Origin of the sequence: Pseudomonas sp. Ost2 (assembly GCF_018326065.1) — a bacterium.
GTDB classification, from domain to species: Bacteria; Pseudomonadota; Gammaproteobacteria; order Pseudomonadales; family Pseudomonadaceae; genus Aquipseudomonas; species Aquipseudomonas gingeri.
Genome location: NZ_AP021904.1, coordinates 6,764,552 through 6,784,018, shown reverse-complemented (window position 1 = coordinate 6,784,018; position 19,467 = coordinate 6,764,552). Strand labels below are relative to the sequence as shown.

Genomic DNA, 19,467 nt, shown 5'->3' with positions numbered 1-19,467 from the left:
TGTGGGAGCGGGCTTGCCCGCGAAGGCAGCGCCGCTCTCTCGGGGGTTTCTACAGGCTGAAGCGCGCTACCATGCTGTTGAGATCCACCGCCAGGCGGGCCAGTTCGTTGCTCGCGGCGCTGGTCTGGTTGGCGCCGGTCGCCGACTGCACCGACAAGTCGCGGATATTCACCAGGTTACGATCCACTTCACGGGCCACCTGAGCCTGTTCTTCCGCCGCGCTGGCGATCACCAGGTTGCGTTCGTTGATCTCGACGATCGCCGTGTTGATGGTGTCCAGTGCCAGGCCGGCTCCCTTGGCGATGCTCAGGGTCGATTCGGCCCGCTCGGTGCTGTTGCGCATCGAGTCCACCGCCTGCTCGGTGCCGCCCTGGATACTGCCGATCATCCGTTCGATTTCGCTGGTGGACTGCTGGGTGCGGTGCGCCAGTGCCCGCACTTCATCGGCCACCACCGCGAAGCCGCGACCGGCTTCCCCGGCCCGTGCCGCTTCGATCGCCGCGTTCAGCGCCAGCAGGTTGGTCTGGTCGGCCAGGCCGCGGATCACGTCCAGGACCTTGCCGATATCGCGGGATTCTTCCGCCAGGTTGCCGATCAGCGTCGCGGTGCTCTGTACATCGCCGCTCATGCGTTCGATGGCGCTGACGGTTTCCTGCACCAGGTCGCGTCCGTCGCCGGCCGAGGTGGTGGCGCTCTTCGAGGCTTCGGAGGTGCTCACTGCATTGCGCGCGACTTCTTCCACGGCGCTGGTCATTTCATTGACCGCGGTGGCGGCCTGTTCGATCTCGTTGTTCTGCTGCAGCAGGCCACGGGCGCTTTCGTCGGTGACGCTGTTCAGTTCTTCGGCGGCCGAGGCCAGCTGGGTGGCGGAACCGGAAATGCGCTGCAGGGTATCGCGCAGCTTCTGCTGCATCTTGACCATGGCCTGCAACAGGCGACCGGCTTCGTCGGTGCCATCGACCTGGATCGGACGGGTCAGGTCGCCTTCGGCGATCTGTTCGGCGGCGCTCAGGGCCTGGGCGATCGGCTGGGTGATGCTGCGGGTCAGCAGCCAGGCGAACAGCAGCGTCAGGCCGGTGGCGAGCACCAGCAGGGCCACCACCAGGTTGAAGGCCGAGTCGTACTGGTCGCTGGCTTGCTGGTTGGTGGCGTTGGTCTGCTGCGTGTTGATGTCCAGCAGGCGGTTGAGCACGGTGTTGACCTGCTCGGAGTTGGCCAGCAGCTCGCTGTTGAGCAGGTTTGCCAGCTCGGTCACCTGATTGTTGCGCGACAGGGTTTTCATGCGGTCTTCGATCTGCCGGTACTGGCCGAGCAACTGGACGTATTGCTCATAGATCGAGCGTTCCTCAGGGGCGGCGATCAGCTTTTCGTAGACCACCCGGGCCTTGTCGATCTGCTGGTTGCGCTGGACGAGCAGATCCAGGGTCTTGGCCTGGGTGTCCGGCTCGCGATTGGTCAGCAGCCGGTAGGACAGGACGCGCAGGCGCAGGGTCAGCTGGGTGAATTCGTCCAGGGCCTTGATGCTGGGCACGCTGTTGGCAGTGATCTCCTGGGCCGCCGCACGAATCTTGCTCATCTGGTTCAGCGAGAACACACCCAGGATCAGCATCAAAGCGCCGATCATGGCAAAGCCGAGGAACGCCCGTGGGGCGATGTTCATAGTGCGTAGGGACATGGTTTTTCCTGAGAGAAAGCGCGTTCCGTGCGGCTTTGGAGACGAGGTCTGTCTGACCTATCGGTCATACGACTAAAGTCTAAAGCCCCCTGCGCGTTTTTGTCGCAGGGACGGCTTTCCGACAGGGGACCGGGAACATGTTCCGCCAATCGCAGTCCCTAGGGGGCGAAGAAAAGCATCCCGCCAGGAAAATCAAGGCTTTGAGAGCGTTTTCCCCTGGCAAACCCAGGGGCTTTTCTTTATCGTACGCGCCCTTTGAAACTGCCCGAGAGATCAAGAAAATGTTGGAGACTTCCCTCAATCAACTGGAACAACTGGTCAGCGAGCTGGTTCAGCAGAAGCAGGAGCTGTTGGCTGCCAACACGGCGCTGAGCAGCGAACTGGCCCAGGCCCGGGATGAAAACGAAAGCCTGCAACTGAGCCTGATGGAACAGGAAGAAAAGCACGGCGCCACCGCCGCCCGTATCCAGGCGCTGGTGGAGCGCGTCAGCGCAGGTCCTGTCGGCGCATGAGAACCAGCACCGACGGGGTGACCGTCATCTCGATCCTCGGTGAGGAATATTCGATCAAGGCACCTGCCGGCCAGGAGCAGACGTTGCAGGACGCAACCCTGATGCTCAAGACGGCCCTGGTCGATACCAAGAAGAAGTTTCCCACGCTGATCGGCGAGCAGTTGCTGGTCCTGGCCGCCCTGAACCTGTGTTCCCGGCAGATCGAGGCGCAACGCCAGCACCGCGAGGAACTCGACCGTTATCAAGAGCAAGTCAGCGCCACGGTCGAAGTGATTTCCAAGACGATCGGGCAGAACTGAGGTGATATCCCGGTCGCGGGATGGATCGAACCCTGGTCGGCGTCGGCTTGTCGACGATAAGGCCCTTGGGCTCGGACGCTATCGTTGGCAAGTCGACGCCTGCCTGAACGGCGTGGTTCAGGCAGCGCAGGATTATTCCTCGTTAACCGTGAGACTGATTTCGTAAAAGCCGTTCTCCGTTAGCCTGTAGGTCTTGCTCTTGACGACCAGCTTGGTTCCGGCGTTGTTCTCGATGCGCTCGCCGATATGGGCCAGCTTCAACAGTTCTTCGAAGGTGATCACGGGGTAGGTTTTGGCCTTGCCGTCTGCTTTGAGAACGTATTCGGTTTGCTTTGTCATGTCGATCTCTCCATAGGTATGGCGGCGGTCATTTCTTGAATGACGTGCCCATATCCTGAAAGACTGCACACACTCCTTTTCAGGCTGACCGCATTTTCCCACGCTCGGGAGGGCGCTCAATACTGTCAGAAATGACAGTCGCGACCGGCGGTAGCCGCCTGAAACAGCCGGCTCCTACAGGGCGCCGGTCATGACCGCGCGGATATCCGCCGCCAGCTCCCGCACCCGCGCCTCTTCGGTGTCCCACGAGCACATGAAGCGCGCACCGCCCTTGCCGATGAAGGTGTAGAAGCGCCAGCCCCGTGCGGTCAGCGCGGCAATGGCCGGTTCCGACAGTTGCAGGAACACACCGTTGGCTTCCACCGGGAACATCAGTTCCACGCCGGGAATATCCCTGACCAGGCTGCTGAGCAACTGCGCGCAGTGGTTGGCGTGCCGGGCGTGCTTGAGCCAGGCGTCGTTTTCCAGCAGGCCGACCCAGGGCGCGGAGAGAAAGCGCATTTTCGAGGCCAGTTGCCCGGCCTGCTTGCAGCGGTAGTCGAAGTCCACCGCCAGGTCGTGGTTGAAGAACAGGATCGCTTCGCCCACCGCCATGCCGTTTTTCGTCCCGCCGAAGCACAGCACGTCGACCCCGGCCTTCCAGGTCAGGTCGGCCGGCGAGCAGCCGAGGAAGGCGCAGGCGTTGGAGAAGCGCGCGCCGTCCATGTGCAGGTTCAGGCCCAGTTCCTTGCAGGTGGCGCTGATGGCGCGGATTTCATCCGGGGTGTAGACGCTGCCGACTTCCGTGGCCTGGGTCAGGGTCACGACCCGTGGCTTGGGGTAGTGGATGTCCTGGCGCTTGAGGGCGATTTCGCGGATCGAGTCCGGGGTCAGCTTGCCGTTTTCGGTGCGGGCGGTCAGCAATTTGGAGCCGTTGGAGAAGAACTCCGGCGCGCCGCATTCGTCGGTCTCGACGTGGGCGGTCTCCGAGCAGATCACGCTGTGGTAGCTCTGGCACAAGGAGGACAGGGCCAGGGAGTTGGCCGCGGTGCCGTTGAAGGCGAAGAACACTTCGCTGTCGGTTTCGAAGAGTTTGCGGAAGCCATCGGCGGCGCGTTGGGTCCACTCGTCGTCGCCGTAGGCGCGCTGGTGGCCGTGGTTGGCCTGTTCCATGGCGGCCCAGGCTTCGGGGCAGATACCGGAATAGTTGTCACTGGCGAATTGTTGGCTCTTGTCGGTCATGGCCCGGTCCTTGTGATCGTTTATGGTGCGCACTGTAACCAGAATTGGCGGTGTCGCACAGGCACAGTTTCCGTAGGAAAACCCTCCTATTGCCGGAAGGTTGGCGTTGTCCTTGTAGGAGCCGGCTTGCTGGCGATGGGGTCAGTGAGCCTTGCATCGTCCGATTGGCCGCTATCGCCAGCAAGCCGGCTCCTACAGGGGATTGCTGTGTTGTCGAAACCGCGTCGTGCCAGGTCGTTCGGGCATAGATTATCCCGGCGCGCCAAGCCATGTCGTAAACGCACCTTTGCAAGGCGTGCGTAGGCATTTGACCTGTCTGCGCCGGTCATACCATCACGTCCAAAGGGCACTGCCGCACGGCAAAGGCCTCACCGAGACGAATGGCGTACCACCGCCGCTGGGAGAGACGCGATGTTCAGCAAGCAAGACCAGATCCAGGGTTATGACGATGCACTGATGGCGGCCATGAATGCCGAGGAGCAGCGTCAGGAAGATCACATCGAGCTGATCGCGTCGGAGAACTACACCAGCAAGCGGGTCATGCAGGCCCAGGGCAGCGGCCTGACCAACAAGTACGCCGAAGGTTATCCGGGCAAGCGCTACTACGGTGGCTGCGAGCACGTGGACAAGGTCGAGGCCCTGGCCATCGAACGCGCCAAGCAGCTGTTCGGTGCCGACTACGTCAACGTCCAGCCGCACTCCGGTTCCTCGGCCAACAGCGCCGTGTACCTGGCCCTGTTGCAGGCCGGCGACACCATCCTGGGCATGAGCCTGGCCCACGGCGGGCACCTGACCCACGGCGCCAAGGTGTCGTCCTCGGGCAAGCTGTACAACGCCGTTCAATACGGGATCGACACCAATACCGGCCTGATCGACTACGATGAGGTCGAGCGCCTGGCCGTCGAGCACAAACCGAAGATGATCGTCGCCGGTTTCTCGGCCTACTCGAAAACCCTCGATTTCCCTCGCTTCCGCCAGATCGCCGATAAAGTCGGTGCGCTGCTGTTCGTCGACATGGCCCACGTCGCCGGCCTGGTCGCCGCCGGCCTGTATCCCAACCCGCTGCCCTACGCCGACGTGGTCACCACCACCACCCACAAGACCCTGCGCGGTCCCCGTGGCGGCCTGATCCTGGCCAAGGCCAACGAAGAGATCGAGAAGAAACTCAACGCCGCGGTGTTCCCCGGTGCCCAGGGCGGCCCGCTGATGCACGTGATCGCCGCCAAGGCCGTGAGCTTCAAGGAAGCGTTGGAGCCGGGCTTCAAGGCCTATCAGCAGCAAGTGATCGACAATGCCCAGGCGATGGCGGGCGTGTTTATCAAACGCGGCTACGATGTAGTGTCCGGCGGCACCGACAACCACCTGTTCCTGGTCAGCCTGATTCGCCAGGGCCTGACCGGCAAGGAGGCCGATGCCGCCCTCGGCCGTGCCCACATCACCGTGAACAAGAACGCGGTGCCGAACGACCCGCAGTCGCCGTTCGTCACGTCCGGCCTGCGTATCGGCACCCCGGCCGTCACCACCCGCGGTTTCAAGGTGACCCAGTGCGTGGAACTGGCCGGCTGGATCTGCGACATCCTCGACAACCTCGGCGATGCCGATGTCGAGGCCAACGTCGCCAAGCATGTGACAGCCCTGTGCGCGGACTTCCCGGTTTATCGCTGAGAGCGGTTTTGGAGTAAATGACTATGCAACGCTATTCGGGCTTCGGCCTCTTCAAGCACTCTCTCAGCCATCACGAAAACTGGCAGAAAATGTGGCGCACGCCGACCCCGAAAAAGGTCTATGACGTGGTCATCGTTGGCGGTGGCGGGCATGGCCTGGCGACCGCCTACTACCTGGCCAAGGAGCACGGCATCACCAACGTCGCCGTGGTCGAGAAGGGCTGGCTGGGCGGCGGCAACATCGCCCGCAACACCACCATCGTGCGTTCCAACTACCTGTGGGACGAGTCGGCGCACCTGTACGAACACGCGATGAAACTGTGGGAAGGCCTGTCCCAGGACCTCAACTACAACGTGATGTTCTCCCAGCGTGGCGTCTACAACCTCTGCCACACCTTGCAGGACATCCGTGATTCCGAGCGTCGGGTCAGCGCCAACCGCCTCAATGGCGTCGACGGCGAACTGCTCAACGCCAAACAGGTGGCGGACGAGATTCCGTACCTGGACTGCTCGAAGAACACCCGCTACCCGGTGATGGGCGCCACCGTCCAGCGTCGCGGCGGCGTGGCCCGTCACGATGCCGTGGCCTGGGGCTTCGCCCGTGCGGCCGACGCCCTGGGCGTGGACCTGATCCAGCAGACCGAAGTGATCGGTTTCCGCAAGGAAAACGGCGTGTGCATCGGTGTGGAAACCAACAAGGGCTTTATCGGCGCCAAGCGCGTCGGTGTGGTCACCGCCGGTAACTCCGGACATATGGCCCGGCTGGCGGGCTTCCGCCTGCCGGTCGAATCGCACCCGTTGCAGGCCCTGGTGTCCGAGCCGATCAAGCCGATCATCGACAGCGTGATCATGTCCAACGCCGTGCACGGCTACATCAGCCAGTCCGACAAGGGCGACCTGGTGATCGGTGCCGGTATCGACGGCTACAACGGCTACGGCCAGCGCGGTTCGTACCCGGTGATCGAGCACACCATCCAGGCCATCGTCGAGATGTTCCCGGTGCTGTCCCGCGTGCGCATGAACCGTCAGTGGGGCGGCATCGTCGACACCACGCCGGACGCCTGCCCGATCATTTCCAAGACGCCGGTACCGAACATGTTCTTCAACTGCGGTTGGGGCACCGGCGGCTTCAAGGCCACCCCGGGCTCGGGCAACGTGTTTGCCGCGAGCCTGGCCAAGGGTGAAATGCACCCGTTGGCCGCACCTTTCTCCATCGACCGTTTCCACAACGGTGCGTTGATCGACGAACACGGCGCTGCAGCGGTCGCCCACTAACAGGAGAAATCCCTATGTTGCATATCTTCTGTCCTCATTGCGGCGAACTGCGCTCCGAAGAGGAATTCCACGCTTCCGGCCAGGCGCATATCCCGCGTCCCCTGGACCCGAACACCTGCACCGACGAGCAGTGGGGCGACTACATGTTCTTCCGCGACAACCCGCGCGGGCTGCACCACGAGCTCTGGGACCACGTCGCCGGCTGCCGCCAGTATTTCAACGTGACCCGTGACACCGTGACCTACGAAATCCTGGAAACCTACAAGATCGGCGAGAAACCGCAATTCACCGCCAAAGCAGACAGTTCGAAAGTGCCCGGCGCGGCTGTGGGAGAAAAGGTATGAGCCAGGTCAATCGCCTGTCCAACGGTGGTCGCATCGACCGCAACAAAGTCTTGAGCTTCACCTTCAACGGCGAGACCTACAAGGGCTTCGAAGGTGACACCCTGGCCGCCGCGCTGCTGGCCAACGGCGTGGATATCGTCGGGCGCAGCTTCAAGTATTCGCGGCCACGGGGCATTTTCGCCGCCGGTGCCGAAGAGCCGAACGCGGTGCTGCAGATCGGCGCCACCGAGGCCACCCAGATCCCCAACGTGCGGGCTACCCAGCAAGCGCTGTATCAGGGCCTGGTCGCCACCAGCACCAACGGCTGGCCGAGCGTCAACAACGACATGATGGGGATTCTCGGCAAGGTCGGCGGCAAGCTGATGCCGCCGGGCTTCTACTACAAGACCTTCATGTATCCACAGTCGTTCTGGATGACCTACGAGAAGTACATCCGCAAGGCCGCGGGCCTGGGTCGCTCGCCGACCGAGAACGATCCGGATACCTACGACTACATGAACCAGCACTGCGACGTGCTGATCGTCGGCGCCGGTCCTGCCGGTCTGGCCGCCGCCCTTGCCGCTGCCCGCAGCGGTGCGCGGGTGATCCTCGCCGATGAACAGGAAGAGTTCGGCGGCAGCCTGCTCGATTCCCGCGAAAGCCTCGATGGCAAGCCGGCGGCCGAGTGGGTCGCCAGCGTGATCGCCGAATTGAAGGCCCTGCCGGATGTCTTGCTGCTGGCTCGGGCCACCGTCAACGGCTACCACGACCACAACTTCCTGACCATCCACGAGCGTCTCACCGATCACCTCGGAGACCGCGCGCCGATCGGCCAGGTTCGCCAGCGTATTCACCGCGTGCGTGCCAAGCGCGTGGTCCTCGCCACCGGCACCCATGAGCGTCCGCTGGTCTATGGCAACAACGACGTGCCGGGCAACATGCTCGCCGGTGCCGTTTCGACCTACGTGCGCCGTTACGGCGTGGCCCCGGGCAAGAAACTGGTGCTGTCGACCAACAACGACCACGCCTACCGCGTGGCCCTGGACTGGCTCGATGCCAGCCTGCAAGTGGTCGCCATCGCCGACGCCCGCAGCAATCCTCGCGGCGAGCTGGTGGAAGAAGCGCGGGCCAAGGGCATCCGCATTCTCACCGGCAGTGCCGTGATCGAGGCCCGTGGCAGCAAGCACGTGACCGGTGCGCGCATCGCCGCCATCGACGTCAAGGCCCATAAAGTCACCAGTCCCGGCGAATGGCTGGACTGCGACCTGGTGGCCAGCTCCGGCGGCTACAGCCCGGTGGTCCACCTGGCCTCGCACCTGGGCGGCAAGCCGATCTGGCGTGAAGACATCCTCGGTTTCGTCCCTGGCGAAGCCCCGCAGAAACGCGTCTGCGTGGGTGGCATCAACGGCGTCTACGGCCTTGCCGATGCCCTGGCCGACGGTTTCGAGGGCGGCGTGCGCGCGGCCAGCGAGGCCGGTTTCAAGGCGGTCGAAGGTGTCCTGCCCAAGGCCCTGGCGCGTCTGGAAGAGCCGACCCTGGCCCTGTTCCAGGTGCCCCATGAAAAAGCCACCGCACGGGCGCCGAAGCAATTCGTCGACCTGCAGAACGACGTCACCGCTGCCGCCATCGAACTGGCGACCCGCGAAGGCTTCGAATCGGTCGAGCACGTCAAGCGCTACACCGCGCTGGGCTTCGGTACCGACCAGGGCAAGCTGGGCAACGTCAACGGCCTGGCCATTGCCGCCCGTTCGCTGAACGTGACCATCCCGCAGATGGGCACCACCATGTTCCGTCCGAACTACACGCCGGTCACTTTCGGCGCGGTCGCCGGTCGTCACTGCGGGCATATCTTCGAGCCGGTGCGCTACACCGCCTTGCAGGCCTGGCACGTGAAACAGGGCGCCGAGTTCGAGGACGTCGGCCAGTGGAAACGGCCGTGGTACTTCCCGCGCAACGGCGAGGACCTGCATGCCGCGGTCAAGCGCGAGTGCAAGGCCGTGCGCGACAGCGTCGGCCTGCTCGACGCCTCGACCCTGGGCAAGATCGATATCCAGGGCCCGGATGCCCGCGAGTTCCTCAACCGCGTGTACACCAACGCCTGGACCAAGCTCGATGTGGGCAAGGCCCGCTATGGCCTGATGTGCAAGGAAGACGGCATGGTCTTCGACGACGGCGTCACCGCCTGTCTGGCCGACAACCATTTCCTGATGACCACCACCACCGGCGGTGCCGCGCGCGTCCTGCAATGGCTGGAGCTGTACCACCAGACCGAATGGCCGGACATGAAGGTGTACTTCACTTCCGTGACCGACCACTGGGCGACCCTGACCCTGTCCGGCCCGAACAGCCGCAAGCTGCTCAGCGAAGTCACCGACATCGACCTGGACAAGGACGCGTTCCCGTTCATGACCTGGAAAGAAGGCCTGGTCGGTGGCGTGCCGGCGCGGGTGTTCCGGATTTCCTTTACCGGCGAGCTGTCCTACGAGGTCAACATCCAGGCCGACTACGCCATGGGCGTCCTGGAAAAGATCGCCGAGGCGGGCAAGCAGTACAACCTGACCCCGTACGGCACTGAGACCATGCACGTGCTGCGGGCCGAGAAGGGCTTCATCATCGTCGGCCAGGACACTGACGGCTCGATGACCCCCGACGACCTGAACATGGGCTGGTGTGTCGGTCGCACCAAACCGTTCTCCTGGATCGGCTGGCGTGGGATGAATCGCGAGGACTGCGTGCGCGAGGAGCGCAAGCAACTGGTCGGGCTCAAGCCGATCGATCCGACCAAGTGGCTGCCGGAAGGTGCGCAGCTGGTGTTCGACACCAAGCAGGCGATCCCGATGAAGATGGTCGGTCACGTGACCTCCAGCTATGCCCACAACTCCCTCGGCTATTCGTTTGCCATGGGCGTGGTCAAGGGTGGTCTCAAGCGCATCGGCGAGCGGGTGTTCGCACCGCTGGCCGACGGCAGCGTGATCGAGGCGGAAATCGTTTCTTCGGTGTTCTTCGATCCGAAGGGCGATCGCCAGAACATTTAAGTCGATCGTTCCCACGCCTGGCGTGGGAATGCATCCCGGGACGCTCTGCGTCCCAAGAGCGGACGCAGAGCGTCCATGGCGGCATTCCCACGCAGAGCGTGGGAACGATCAACCTGAGTTAAAGGTGTTTTATGACCACAGCCAACGTTTACCAACAACGCCCGACTTCCGGGGCCAAGGCCGAGTCGTCGTTGCACCATGCCGACCTCGCCAGCCTGGTGGGCAAGGGCCGCAAGAACGCCGGCGTGACCGTGCGGGAAAAGAAACTGCTCGGTCACCTGACCATTCGTGGCGACGGCCATGACCCGGCGTTCGCCGCCGGCGTGCACAAGGCCCTGGGCCTGGAGCTGCCCGTGGCCCTGACCGTGGTTGCCAAGGGCGAGACCAGCCTGCAGTGGCTCGGCCCCGACGAGTGGCTGCTGATCGTCCCGAGCGGCGAAGAGTTCGCCGCCGAGAAGGCGCTGCGCGAAGCCCTGGGCGATCTGCATGTGGCCATCGTCAATGTCAGCGGCGGCCAGCAACTGCTGGAGCTGAGCGGCCCGAACGTGCGCCAGGTATTGATGAAGTCCACCAGCTACGACGTGCACCCGAACAACTTCCCGGTGGGCAAGGCGGTCGGCACGGTGTTCGCCAAGTCGCAACTGATGATCCGCCACACCGCCGAAAACACCTGGGAGCTGGTGATTCGCCGCAGCTTCTCGGATTACTGGTGGTTGTGGTTGCAGGATGCGGCGGCCGAGTACGGTCTCAGCGTCCAGGCCTGAGATCTGAACAAAACTGTAGGCGCCGGGCTTGTCGAATCGCCGCGAAGGGGCTGGCGAGATCGCTGAAAGCTTCGCGGGCGAGCCCGGCTCCCACAGTACACAAGGGTAAGGATTGATCGTTCCCACGCTCTGCGTGGGCATGCATCCCGGGACGCTCTGCGTCCCAGGAGCGGACGCGGAGCGTCCATGGCGGCGTTCCCACGCAGAGCGTGGGAACGATCAGGACCAGGGCTCCTCGCCACAGGTTTTGCATCGCTCTGTTATTCACGAACAGGAGTCAAGCAATGAGCCGCGCACCCGATACATGGATTTTGACCGCCGATTGCCCCAGCGTGCTCGGCACGGTGGATGCGGTGACCCGCTATCTGTTCGAGCAGGGCTGCTATGTCACCGAACACCACTCGTTCGATGACCGTCTCTCCGGTCGGTTCTTCATTCGCGTGGAGTTCCGCCAGCCCGAGGGTTTCGACGAACTGGCCTTCCGCGCCGGCCTGGCCGAGCGCGGCGAGTCCTTCGGCATGGTGTTCGAACTGACCGCGCCGAACTACCGGCCGAAAGTGGTGATCATGGTCTCCAAGGCCGATCACTGCCTCAACGACCTGCTCTACCGTCAGCGCATCGGTCAATTGTCCATGGACGTCGCCGCGGTTGTGTCCAACCATCCGGACCTCAAGCCCCTGGCCGACTGGCACCAGATTCCGTACTACCATTTCCCCCTCGATCCCAACGACAAGCCGGGCCAGGAACGCCAGGTCTGGCAGGTGATCGAGGAATCCGGCGCCGAACTGGTGATCCTCGCCCGCTACATGCAGGTGTTGTCGCCGGAGCTGTGTCGCAAGCTCGACGGCAAGGCCATCAATATCCACCACTCGTTGCTGCCCGGCTTCAAGGGCGCCAAGCCGTATCACCAGGCCTACAACAAGGGGGTGAAACTGGTGGGTGCCACGGCGCACTACATCAACAACGACCTGGACGAAGGCCCGATCATCGCCCAGGGCGTGGAAGTGGTGGATCACAGCCATTATCCCGAGGACCTGATCGCCAAGGGCCGGGACATCGAAGGGCTGACGCTGGCCCGGGCGGTGGGTTATCACATTGAACGGCGGGTCTTCCTGAACGCCAACAGGACGGTGGTCCTCTGATTTTTGGCTGCCCGTGCCGGCCTCATCGCCGGCAAGCCGGCTCCCACAGTGGGCGCGGTGCCTGCTGCGACGCAATACCCTTGTAGGAGCTGGCTTGCCAGCGATGAGGCCGGCAGGAACAACGCAACAACCACAGGCAACAACCCGAGCAATCAACGCGCGGCCCCTCTGGCGGCGCGCCGCTACATAAAAACAACAGCGAGGTGAAAGCATGTCTGGCAATCGTGGTGTGGTGTATCTCGGCAATGGCAAGGTCGAAGTACAGAAAATCGACTATCCGAAAATGCAGGACCCGCGCGGCAAGAAGATCGAGCACGGTGTCATCCTGCGCGTTGTTTCCACCAATATCTGCGGCTCCGACCAGCACATGGTCCGTGGTCGCACTACCGCCCAGGTCGGTCTGGTCCTGGGTCACGAGATCACCGGTGAAGTGGTCGAGAAGGGCAGCGACGTCGAGAACCTGAAGCTCGGCGACCTGGTGTCGGTACCGTTCAACGTTGCCTGCGGACGCTGTCGCTCCTGCAAGGAACAGCACACCGGCGTCTGCCTGACCGTCAACCCGGCCCGCGCCGGCGGTGCCTACGGCTACGTCGACATGGGCGACTGGACCGGTGGCCAGGCCGAGTACGTGCTGGTGCCGTACGCCGACTTCAACCTGCTGAAACTGCCGGATCGCGACAAGGCCATGGAGAAGATCCGCGACCTGACCTGCCTCTCCGACATCCTGCCGACCGGCTATCACGGTGCTGTGACCGCCGGTGTCGGTCCGGGTAGCAGCGTGTACATCGCCGGTGCCGGTCCGGTCGGCCTGGCCGCCGCCGCCTCGGCGCGCCTGCTGGGTGCCGCCGTGGTGATCGTCGGTGACGTCAACCCGATCCGCCTGGCTCACGCCAAGGCTCAGGGTTTCGAAATCGCCGACCTGTCCAAGGACACCCCGCTGCACGAACAGATCGCTGCGTTGCTGGGCGAGCCGGAAGTGGACTGCGCCGTCGATGCCGTGGGCTTCGAAGCCCGTGGTCACGGTCATGAAGGCGTCAAGCATGAGGCTCCGGCCACCGTGCTCAACTCGCTGATGGGAGTGGTCCGCGTGGCGGGCAAGATCGGTATTCCGGGCCTGTACGTGACCGAAGACCCGGGTGCCGTGGACGCCGCCGCGAAAATCGGCAGCCTGAGCATCCGCTTCGGCCTCGGCTGGGCCAAGTCCCACAGCTTCCACACCGGCCAGACCCCGGTGATGAAGTACAACCGCCAGCTGATGCAGGCGATCATGTGGGATCGGATCAATATCGCCGAAATCGTCGGTGTGCAGGTCATCAGCCTGGATGACGCACCGAAGGGTTATGGCGAGTTCGATGCCGGCGTGCCGAAGAAATTCGTGATCGACCCGCACAAGCTGTTCAGTGCGGCGTAAGTAGCAAAGGGCAAGACGGAAAAAAGGGCGACTTCGGTCGCCCTTTTTTATGCCGCGGTCGTTATCCGGGTTCCGGTGGCCGGCGGCGTGTTCACATGTTCACGAGCGTGCAGCCGATACGTGCAATTCGCGCGGTTGCATGGACTTGTGGATGACGTCGTCCCCGACATACACGTCCTCCCTCGGGTCGAAACCGGCGAAGGCATGGATGACGATGGGGGTGCTGCTGTCATAGGGCAGGGTATAGCCGTCACCGTACAGGGTATCGGTCTCGGTATAGGTTCGCAGCTTGCAACCCATCCTTGTTTTTGTGTACACGGGTTGGTCGATCCGGTAGTAACCGGCCGCGGTTTTCTCAAGGTCGGTCTTTTCGATCGAGCGCTGGTTGCAATCGTGAAACAGGCTGATCCGGGCGTTGATCCTGACTTCCAGGTCGTCTTCGTCCGGGCGTTTCTTCAGGAAGAAGACAAATTTCCTGAAGCCGTTTTCGAGGGGCTGGTGCTCTATGCAGGCAGTGGGGTCGACGTCCGTGAGGGCAGACAAGGTGTCGATGCCGGCCTCGATGATTGCGCTTGTTAACATATCCATATGCAAGCCTCTGGGTATTGATTGAGTGATGTTGTCCTGCACAGGCATCCTCATCGATACGCACCAGGGGCGGGTAATACATAGTTATCCGATCAACCCGTGCCGACGCCTACTGCAAGAGCTGCCTGGCCTTGGCGCTGTCGACCCGCTGGCAGAACTCGGGATAGAAGCCCTGGGCGCTCGGGCCACGGCAATAGTCGCGTGCCTGGACCAGGCTCGCGCTGCTGAACCTGAGCACGCGGGGGCTGCTGGCAAAGGTGGTGTAGCCGCCTGGCTGGGTCTTGAGGGCGTCGAAATCGACCATCGCGTAGGTCAGTTCCACGTCATTGGGGGCGATGATCTGCGCATTGATCGTCACCTGCGTGTACTGCTTGCCGCCCGGTGCGCCATTCACGGCCGCGATTGCCTGGCCAACCACACGCAGCAGGCGCGGCGGCCATGCCTCGTCACCCTCGGCCGCCTTGGCCGGCTGGTAGACAATATTCAGCGTTTCCCCGTAGCGCGTGACCTCGGTAAAGGCCGGGTCGGTACGTTTGATCCGGTGTTCGAGGGTCAGCCAGGCTTTTTGCTCGTCGCTGGTGTCGGCGGCCACTGGCGGATTGAGCGGGCCGCGCTGGCATTCGCTCACACCGAAGGCGATGGCCAGGCCCGCCAGGATAGTGACCAGGGCTGCTGCGCCGATCTTTACGTCCATGTGTACATTCTCCTGAAGGGACTGGCACTTTACGGCAACTGCGCGGGCAAGGGCAGGGGTGTTTGATGGGCCGTGATCGTTCCCGTGCCGACGATTCGTCGCCTTGACGTGGGAACGATCAAAGAGGACGGGCCGTGCTACTCCGATAGCGATAAGCCCCTTGGGTCTTGCAGTGTTCGGTCGGCCGTCATCGCCAGCAAGCCGGCTCCCACAGGGCGGTCAGGCCCGTAGTCGCCAGCCCAGTACATCCATCAGGTCGCAGCCATCGCGCAGCAGGATCGCGGGGGCCTGGAGGATCTGCTGCAAGTCGATGTCATTGGCGTTATGCAGTTCGAGGCGGGCCAGGGATTCGAGCATCCGGGTGGCCGCCTGGATCCGCGCGGTGGCGTTGGCGTGAAGGACGTCGGTCGGACTCTGGGCGTCGATCAACAGGCTGGGGATCAGGCAGTCGATGGCGGTGAGCGGGGTGTACTTGTTCATGGGCAAAGTCTCAGTCTATTGGGTTTGAAACCGCCCGATTCGTCGCCAAACGAAGCGGGTGGCAGCTGTACGCAGGTTGGCGAACCGGAATAGACCAAGCCGGCAGACCCGAAGGTCTCCCGCGCACAGCCGCCATGGAGCGACTTTGCGGGTACGAAGGCACCTGCAAACAAGCGCAGGGCTTTCGCATGGTCTATAAACGAGTCGCCAAACCCGTATCGCCAATCAGGGCGACCGGCGGACTATAAGCCTCGGGCTTGCGCGGAAGCAAGGCGGGGAGGACGATCAAAAAGGCCAATATGGCAAAAATAGCCAGAATGGTGTCGTCTTGTTATAGTGAGCCTGTCTCCCCTTTCTGCGAGCACGCGCCATGATTGCCTTGCCTGATCTGCTTGATCTGCCCCGTCAGAACGCTTCCCAGGTGAAGAACAAGTGGGCGGATGTGGTTCGTCTGGTCCACCAGTCCGGCAGTGTCGCGGTGACCAACCACGCCACCGTGGAAATGGTCCTGTTGGACGCCGAGACCTATCAGCAGCTGACTGCACAAGTGCAGGCCTACAAGGCGCGGGAGCAATCGGCGCTGGATGAGCTGACCCAGCGCTTCAATGCGCGGCTGGAGAGCCTGCAGCAACCCCAGGCTACGGCGGGGTTGCGTTCGTTGCTGGCGGCCAAGGGCAAGCTGGCCAAACGACCCAAAGCCGGTTCTACCTTCTGATGCCAGTGACGCCGGTCGTCGAACGTCCCTTTATTTTTGTCCTGGCCGGCGTCAATGGCGCTGGCAAGAGTTCGGTAGGCGGTGCGCTGCTCGCCGAGCATGGTCTGGACTGGTTCAATCCGAACAGCTTTGCCCGTGAGCTGATCGCTTCGATGGGGATCGAGCCGGCCCAGGCCAATGGCCTGGCCTGGGAACACGGTCGCAGCCAGTTGGAAAACGCCCTGCGTGAAGGCCGCAACTATGCGTTCGAAACCACGCTGGGTGGCAATACCATCGCCCTGATGCTCGCCCAGGCGGCGCAGAGCCACGAGGTGGTGGTGTTGTTCTGTGGTTTGTCCTCGCCGGAACAGCACCTGCAACGCGTGCACTTGCGGGTTTCCCGTGGCGGTCACGATATTGCGCAAAGCAAGATTCGCGAACGCTGGGTCAACTCACGGCTGAACCTGATTGCCCTGATGCCGTACCTGACCCACCTGCAAGTCTTTGACAACAGCACCGACGCCGCGCCCGGCGAGGAGATTCCGGACCCGCTGCTGGTGCTGGAAATGGTTGAGGGCCAGATGGTCTATCCCGATCCGCAGGATGCCCAGGCTCTGCAGGGAACGCCCGAGTGGGCGCGGCCAATTGTTCAAGCCGCCGTAGAGCTGCTTTCAGTTTGAGCCGCCACGCAGGATCAGCAGATCACAGCGCCGCCAGCGGCCCCGAGTAGAGTACCGGCCCGCTGGGTTGTCCGGTCGGAGAGCCGCCTTGTGGTTCCAGGCTGACCGCCAGCACCACCGAGGTGCCGAGCAGGGTCTTGTGGGCCTCGCTCAATTCAAGACGACCCTTGCCTTCCCGGGGCACCAGGCCGAGGGACACCGGCTTGCCATCCAGTGGAATCGCCCAGAGTTCCAGGCTGCGGTTGGCGTCCACCGCGGCCATGGTCAATGGCTCGACTTGCAGGTAGCCTGCATGGGCCTCGATCCGCAGTGCCGGCTGTTGCGTGCCGCTGAGCAGGGTCGCGCTGGCGCTGATCGGGTCATGCCGGTAGAGCACGCCCAGGGCCACGATCACCACCAGTGAACCGATCGCCGCCGTGGCGCGCAGCCAGTTCCAGAACGGTCGCCTGGCCGGTATGTGCAACTGCTGCGGGTCGATGCGCGCGACGATGGCTTGCCAGACCCGGTCCGGCACCGGTTGCGGCGGCACGGATTCGGTCAGCGTGGCCAGGGTTTCCTGCCATTCGGCGACTTGCGCGCGCAGCCGCGCGTCGTCACGCATCAGGCTTTCGAAGCGACGACGACCAGCGGCGGACATCAGCCCGATCGCGTAGTCGGCCGCCAGGGCGCGGCGCAGGCGGGGGTTCTGGTAGTTCATGATTCAAGGCACCGGCGCAGGCGCTCCATGCCCCTGCGGATCCAGGATTTGACCGAGCCCAGCGGTGCGGCCAGTTGTTCGGCCAGTTCCGCGTACGACAGGCCGTGGAAGTAGGCGATGGTGATCGATTGGCGCTGCATGCCTTCGAGGCTGTCCAGGCAGCGGTTGAGTGCCGAGGCGTCACGGCTGCTGGTCAACTGGTCGTGGGCGCTGGGGGCGTCGTCGGGAAGTTCCTGTTCCCGGAACTCGCCCAGGCGTTCCTCGCGCTTCTTGCGCAACTGGTCGATGGCCAGGTTGCGGGTGATATTCACCATCCAGGTCATCGGTGCCGACAGATTGGCGTCGTAGCGAGAGGCGTTGTTCCAGATCCGCACGAAGCTTTCCTGCAGCACTTCTTCGGCCAGGTCGGGGCGGCCCATGCAGCGCAGGGCTATGCCGTGGAGACGCGGGGCGACGTTGCGATAAAGCGTCTCGAATGCGCGGCGGTTACCCAGTGAGCACTGGGCCAGCAGCTGCCTGAGTTGATCGGCGTCGGCGGTGGAAATGGGCATTCTCCAGACAATCACACTACGTTGAATGGACCGCGCGCGGTGCACCTTGCTGGCTGAGGTTAGTCCACGGCACGGGGTTATTCCATTCATTCATGCGGCTCGCAGAAGGGGCGTCCAGGGTTCCGGCCATTGGCCATCCGTGCCTGATATACGCAGGCGAGCCTGAATCGGATGCAATTGCGGTGGTGCGCGGCCCCTGGGGAACAAGCCGGGGTTTTTCGACTCCAACGAGCAGTGCCAGGCCCCTGTGCGAAGGGGTTTTCGATGACTCAAGAGGTGGTAGCGATGAAGATTTCACGCGGTGTTGTATTGGCTTCGCTCATGGCGTTCGCCGTCACGCCGGTGTTTGCGGCTTTCAGCCTGAGCGATGCGGCCAATGCGGTGTCGTCCATGCAGGGCGGCGACAAGAATGCCGCGGCACCGGCTAACGGGTTGCTCAGTTCCCTCGGTTCGCAGCTCCATGTCACGCCGGAGCAGGCCATCGGCGGGACCGGCGCGATGCTCGGGCTGGCGAAGAACAAACTCAGCGGCAACGATTATTCGCAACTGAGCCAGAGCGTGCCGGGGCTGGATCAATTGTCCGGTGGCGGTGCGCTGGCCGGGCTCGGTGGGTTGCTGGGCGGCAAGTCGGGCAGCACTGCCGACGTCGGCAGTGCCCTGGGCAACGTGAAGGATACCGGTGACCTGAACAATGCCTTTGGCGCCCTGGGCATGAACAGCAACATGGTCGGCCAGTTCGCCCCGATCATTCTCAAGTACCTGGGCGACCAGGGCGTGGGCGGGCCGCTGTTGCAGAGCCTGAGCGGGATCTGGGGCGCCGGCGGCTGAGGGCTCCGGCAGGCCGGCAGTGCCAGCGCGACTGAAAAACGCACCGGGAACCTGAAAAGGCCCGGTGCGTTTTTGTCTGTGGCGGCGAAGGTCTGTTCAGTTCTGTCGTGCAGTGTGCTATTTGTCGCCGCCTGTTCATGGAGAGAGTGGCGCAAGCATGTTGGTCGATGCAGTGAAAATGTCGTTGCACCTGGATGCGGTCATGGGATTTGTCCTGTATCTGCTGGTGGCGCTGCTGGTCTTTGGGCTGTATGCCTGTCTCTATACCCGTCTGACACCCCACAAGGAATGGACGTTGATCCGCGAGGGCAACGTGGCCGCGGCAATCGCCCTGGGCGGCGCCCTGGTCGGGTTTGCGATTCCCGCCGCCAGCGCCATTGCCCATTCGGTCTCACTGGTGGATTTCCTGGTCTGGGCGTTGATCGCGCTGGTGGCGCAATTGGCGGCGTTCGCCCTGGTCGCCTGGGTGATCCGCGGCCTGTCGACACGCATCGGCAACGGCGAGTCGGCGGCGGCGATCCTGGCGGCAGCCATCTCCATCAGCGTCGGCCTGCTCAATGCGGCCTGCATGACGCCTTCGGTCTGAGGGCGCCCG

Annotated in this window: 21 protein-coding genes; 13 read left to right on the top strand and 8 right to left on the bottom strand. The window is 63.2% G+C overall.

Annotation, left to right across the window (positions count from 1 at the left end):
• Positions 1-49 precede the first annotated feature (49 nt).
• Entirely contained in the window at positions 50-1,675 is a 1,626-nt protein-coding gene (locus KI243_RS30115; RefSeq protein ID WP_042936662.1) for a methyl-accepting chemotaxis protein, read from the bottom strand.
• 281 nt (positions 1,676-1,956) lie between these two features.
• Between KI243_RS30115 and KI243_RS30110 the strand changes: the two genes are divergently transcribed.
• Positions 1,957-2,187 carry a hypothetical protein gene (locus tag KI243_RS30110; protein WP_017128778.1) on the top strand — a complete coding sequence of 77 codons (231 nt, stop codon included), beginning with the start codon at positions 1,957-1,959 and terminating at the stop codon, positions 2,185-2,187.
• Positions 2,184-2,486 (top strand): cell division protein ZapA, encoded by a 303-nt coding sequence (locus KI243_RS30105; RefSeq protein WP_017128777.1) that lies wholly within the window; start codon positions 2,184-2,186, stop codon positions 2,484-2,486. The genes KI243_RS30110 and KI243_RS30105 overlap by 4 nt, the downstream gene beginning before the upstream one ends.
• A gap of 132 nt (positions 2,487-2,618) precedes the next feature.
• On the opposite strand, the gene KI243_RS30100 is transcribed toward KI243_RS30105, so the two are convergent.
• Complete coding sequence (locus KI243_RS30100; RefSeq protein WP_017128776.1) at positions 2,619-2,825, bottom strand: hypothetical protein; 207 nt, start codon at positions 2,823-2,825, stop codon at positions 2,619-2,621.
• Positions 2,826-2,999: 174 nt separating this feature from the next.
• Positions 3,000-4,046 carry a low specificity L-threonine aldolase gene (locus KI243_RS30095; RefSeq protein ID WP_017128775.1) on the bottom strand — a complete coding sequence of 349 codons (1,047 nt, stop codon included), beginning with the start codon at positions 4,044-4,046 and terminating at the stop codon, positions 3,000-3,002.
• Between the two features lie 411 nt (positions 4,047-4,457).
• On the opposite strand from KI243_RS30095, the gene glyA reads away from it, so the two are divergent.
• The 7 genes from glyA to fdhA all read left to right on the top strand — a co-directional run bounded on the left by glyA (position 4,458) and on the right by fdhA (position 13,660).
• Positions 4,458-5,711 carry a serine hydroxymethyltransferase gene (glyA, locus tag KI243_RS30090; RefSeq protein WP_017128774.1) on the top strand — a complete coding sequence of 418 codons (1,254 nt, stop codon included), beginning with the start codon at positions 4,458-4,460 and terminating at the stop codon, positions 5,709-5,711.
• 23 nt (positions 5,712-5,734) lie between these two features.
• Entirely contained in the window at positions 5,735-6,985 is a 1,251-nt protein-coding gene (locus KI243_RS30085; RefSeq protein WP_212810220.1) for a sarcosine oxidase subunit beta, read from the top strand.
• A gap of 14 nt (positions 6,986-6,999) precedes the next feature.
• Positions 7,000-7,329, top strand: a complete 330-nt coding sequence (locus KI243_RS30080) for a sarcosine oxidase subunit delta (protein WP_017128772.1) — start codon at positions 7,000-7,002, stop codon at positions 7,327-7,329.
• On the top strand, positions 7,326-10,343 hold the full coding sequence (locus tag KI243_RS30075; protein ID WP_212810219.1) for a sarcosine oxidase subunit alpha: 3,018 nt from the start codon (positions 7,326-7,328) through the stop codon (positions 10,341-10,343). Before KI243_RS30080 ends, KI243_RS30075 begins: the two co-directional genes overlap by 4 nt.
• A 131-nt stretch (positions 10,344-10,474) precedes the next feature.
• Complete coding sequence (gene soxG, locus KI243_RS30070; protein WP_212810218.1) at positions 10,475-11,107, top strand: sarcosine oxidase subunit gamma family protein; 633 nt, start codon at positions 10,475-10,477, stop codon at positions 11,105-11,107.
• A 284-nt stretch (positions 11,108-11,391) separates the two neighbouring features.
• Positions 11,392-12,249: a formyltetrahydrofolate deformylase gene (purU, locus tag KI243_RS30065; protein WP_017128769.1), complete on the top strand. Its 858-nt coding sequence runs from the start codon at positions 11,392-11,394 to the stop codon at positions 12,247-12,249.
• Positions 12,250-12,460: 211 nt separating this feature from the next.
• Positions 12,461-13,660, top strand: coding sequence for a formaldehyde dehydrogenase, glutathione-independent (fdhA, locus tag KI243_RS30060; protein WP_017128768.1), 1,200 nt, complete (start codon positions 12,461-12,463; stop codon positions 13,658-13,660).
• A 99-nt stretch (positions 13,661-13,759) separates the two neighbouring features.
• Here fdhA and KI243_RS30055 read toward each other — a convergent pair whose 3' ends face one another.
• The 3 genes from KI243_RS30055 to KI243_RS30045 all read right to left on the bottom strand — a co-directional run bounded on the left by KI243_RS30055 (position 13,760) and on the right by KI243_RS30045 (position 15,422).
• Positions 13,760-14,248 carry an ecotin family protein gene (locus KI243_RS30055; protein WP_212810217.1) on the bottom strand — a complete coding sequence of 163 codons (489 nt, stop codon included), beginning with the start codon at positions 14,246-14,248 and terminating at the stop codon, positions 13,760-13,762.
• 109 nt (positions 14,249-14,357) lie between these two features.
• Positions 14,358-14,942 (bottom strand): hypothetical protein, encoded by a 585-nt coding sequence (locus KI243_RS30050; RefSeq protein WP_177106917.1) that lies wholly within the window; start codon positions 14,940-14,942, stop codon positions 14,358-14,360.
• Between the two features lie 219 nt (positions 14,943-15,161).
• Positions 15,162-15,422: a hypothetical protein gene (locus KI243_RS30045; protein WP_017128765.1), complete on the bottom strand. Its 261-nt coding sequence runs from the start codon at positions 15,420-15,422 to the stop codon at positions 15,162-15,164.
• A gap of 370 nt (positions 15,423-15,792) precedes the next feature.
• On the opposite strand from KI243_RS30045, the gene KI243_RS30040 reads away from it, so the two are divergent.
• A complete protein-coding gene (locus KI243_RS30040) occupies positions 15,793-16,137 on the top strand; it encodes a type II toxin-antitoxin system Phd/YefM family antitoxin (protein WP_017128764.1) in 345 nt (114 codons plus the stop codon).
• Complete coding sequence (locus tag KI243_RS30035; protein WP_212810216.1) at positions 16,137-16,796, top strand: AAA family ATPase; 660 nt, start codon at positions 16,137-16,139, stop codon at positions 16,794-16,796. Before KI243_RS30040 ends, KI243_RS30035 begins: the two co-directional genes overlap by 1 nt.
• Positions 16,797-16,818: 22 nt before the next feature.
• Here the strand turns inward: KI243_RS30035 and KI243_RS30030 are convergent, their stop codons facing one another.
• Together KI243_RS30030 and KI243_RS30025 are read right to left on the bottom strand one after the other, a co-directional pair.
• The gene (locus KI243_RS30030; RefSeq protein ID WP_212810215.1) at positions 16,819-17,493 is read right to left on the bottom strand and encodes an anti-sigma factor; all 675 of its coding nucleotides are present in this window, start codon (positions 17,491-17,493) and stop codon (positions 16,819-16,821) included.
• The gene (locus tag KI243_RS30025; RefSeq protein ID WP_042936660.1) at positions 17,490-18,134 is read right to left on the bottom strand and encodes a sigma-70 family RNA polymerase sigma factor; all 645 of its coding nucleotides are present in this window, start codon (positions 18,132-18,134) and stop codon (positions 17,490-17,492) included. Before KI243_RS30025 ends, KI243_RS30030 begins: the two co-directional genes overlap by 4 nt.
• 195 nt (positions 18,135-18,329) lie before the next feature.
• On the opposite strand from KI243_RS30025, the gene KI243_RS30020 reads away from it, so the two are divergent.
• The gene (locus KI243_RS30020) at positions 18,330-18,872 is read left to right on the top strand and encodes a DUF2780 domain-containing protein (protein WP_212810214.1); all 543 of its coding nucleotides are present in this window, start codon (positions 18,330-18,332) and stop codon (positions 18,870-18,872) included.
• A 160-nt stretch (positions 18,873-19,032) separates the two neighbouring features.
• Positions 19,033-19,458 carry a DUF350 domain-containing protein gene (locus KI243_RS30015; RefSeq protein ID WP_177084774.1) on the top strand — a complete coding sequence of 142 codons (426 nt, stop codon included), beginning with the start codon at positions 19,033-19,035 and terminating at the stop codon, positions 19,456-19,458.
• Positions 19,459-19,467 lie beyond the last annotated feature (9 nt).

Bases quoted from the DNA above. Each gene is read 5' to 3' on its own strand.
- KI243_RS30080 (WP_017128772.1), top strand. From the start codon at position 7,000: ATGTTGCATATCTTCTGTCCTCATTGCGGCGAACTGCGCTCCGAAGAG.
- KI243_RS30110 (WP_017128778.1), top strand. From the start codon at position 1,957: ATGTTGGAGACTTCCCTCAATCAACTGGAACAACTGGTCAGCGAGCTG.
- KI243_RS30105 (WP_017128777.1), top strand. From the start codon at position 2,184: ATGAGAACCAGCACCGACGGGGTGACCGTCATCTCGATCCTCGGTGAG.
- glyA (WP_017128774.1), top strand. From the start codon at position 4,458: ATGTTCAGCAAGCAAGACCAGATCCAGGGTTATGACGATGCACTGATG.
- KI243_RS30040 (WP_017128764.1), top strand. From the start codon at position 15,793: ATGATTGCCTTGCCTGATCTGCTTGATCTGCCCCGTCAGAACGCTTCC.
- KI243_RS30045 (WP_017128765.1), bottom strand. From the start codon at position 15,422: ATGAACAAGTACACCCCGCTCACCGCCATCGACTGCCTGATCCCCAGC.
- KI243_RS30035 (WP_212810216.1), top strand. From the start codon at position 16,137: ATGCCAGTGACGCCGGTCGTCGAACGTCCCTTTATTTTTGTCCTGGCC.
- KI243_RS30025 (WP_042936660.1), bottom strand. From the start codon at position 18,134: ATGAATGGAATAACCCCGTGCCGTGGACTAACCTCAGCCAGCAAGGTG.
- KI243_RS30095 (WP_017128775.1), bottom strand. From the start codon at position 4,046: ATGACCGACAAGAGCCAACAATTCGCCAGTGACAACTATTCCGGTATC.
- fdhA (WP_017128768.1), top strand. From the start codon at position 12,461: ATGTCTGGCAATCGTGGTGTGGTGTATCTCGGCAATGGCAAGGTCGAA.
- KI243_RS30050 (WP_177106917.1), bottom strand. From the start codon at position 14,942: ATGGACGTAAAGATCGGCGCAGCAGCCCTGGTCACTATCCTGGCGGGC.
- KI243_RS30055 (WP_212810217.1), bottom strand. From the start codon at position 14,248: ATGGATATGTTAACAAGCGCAATCATCGAGGCCGGCATCGACACCTTG.
- soxG (WP_212810218.1), top strand. From the start codon at position 10,475: ATGACCACAGCCAACGTTTACCAACAACGCCCGACTTCCGGGGCCAAG.
- KI243_RS30030 (WP_212810215.1), bottom strand. From the start codon at position 17,493: ATGAACTACCAGAACCCCCGCCTGCGCCGCGCCCTGGCGGCCGACTAC.
- KI243_RS30085 (WP_212810220.1), top strand. From the start codon at position 5,735: ATGCAACGCTATTCGGGCTTCGGCCTCTTCAAGCACTCTCTCAGCCAT.
- KI243_RS30075 (WP_212810219.1), top strand. From the start codon at position 7,326: ATGAGCCAGGTCAATCGCCTGTCCAACGGTGGTCGCATCGACCGCAAC.
- KI243_RS30020 (WP_212810214.1), top strand. From the start codon at position 18,330: ATGAAGATTTCACGCGGTGTTGTATTGGCTTCGCTCATGGCGTTCGCC.
- purU (WP_017128769.1), top strand. From the start codon at position 11,392: ATGAGCCGCGCACCCGATACATGGATTTTGACCGCCGATTGCCCCAGC.
- KI243_RS30100 (WP_017128776.1), bottom strand. From the start codon at position 2,825: ATGACAAAGCAAACCGAATACGTTCTCAAAGCAGACGGCAAGGCCAAA.
- KI243_RS30115 (WP_042936662.1), bottom strand. From the start codon at position 1,675: ATGTCCCTACGCACTATGAACATCGCCCCACGGGCGTTCCTCGGCTTT.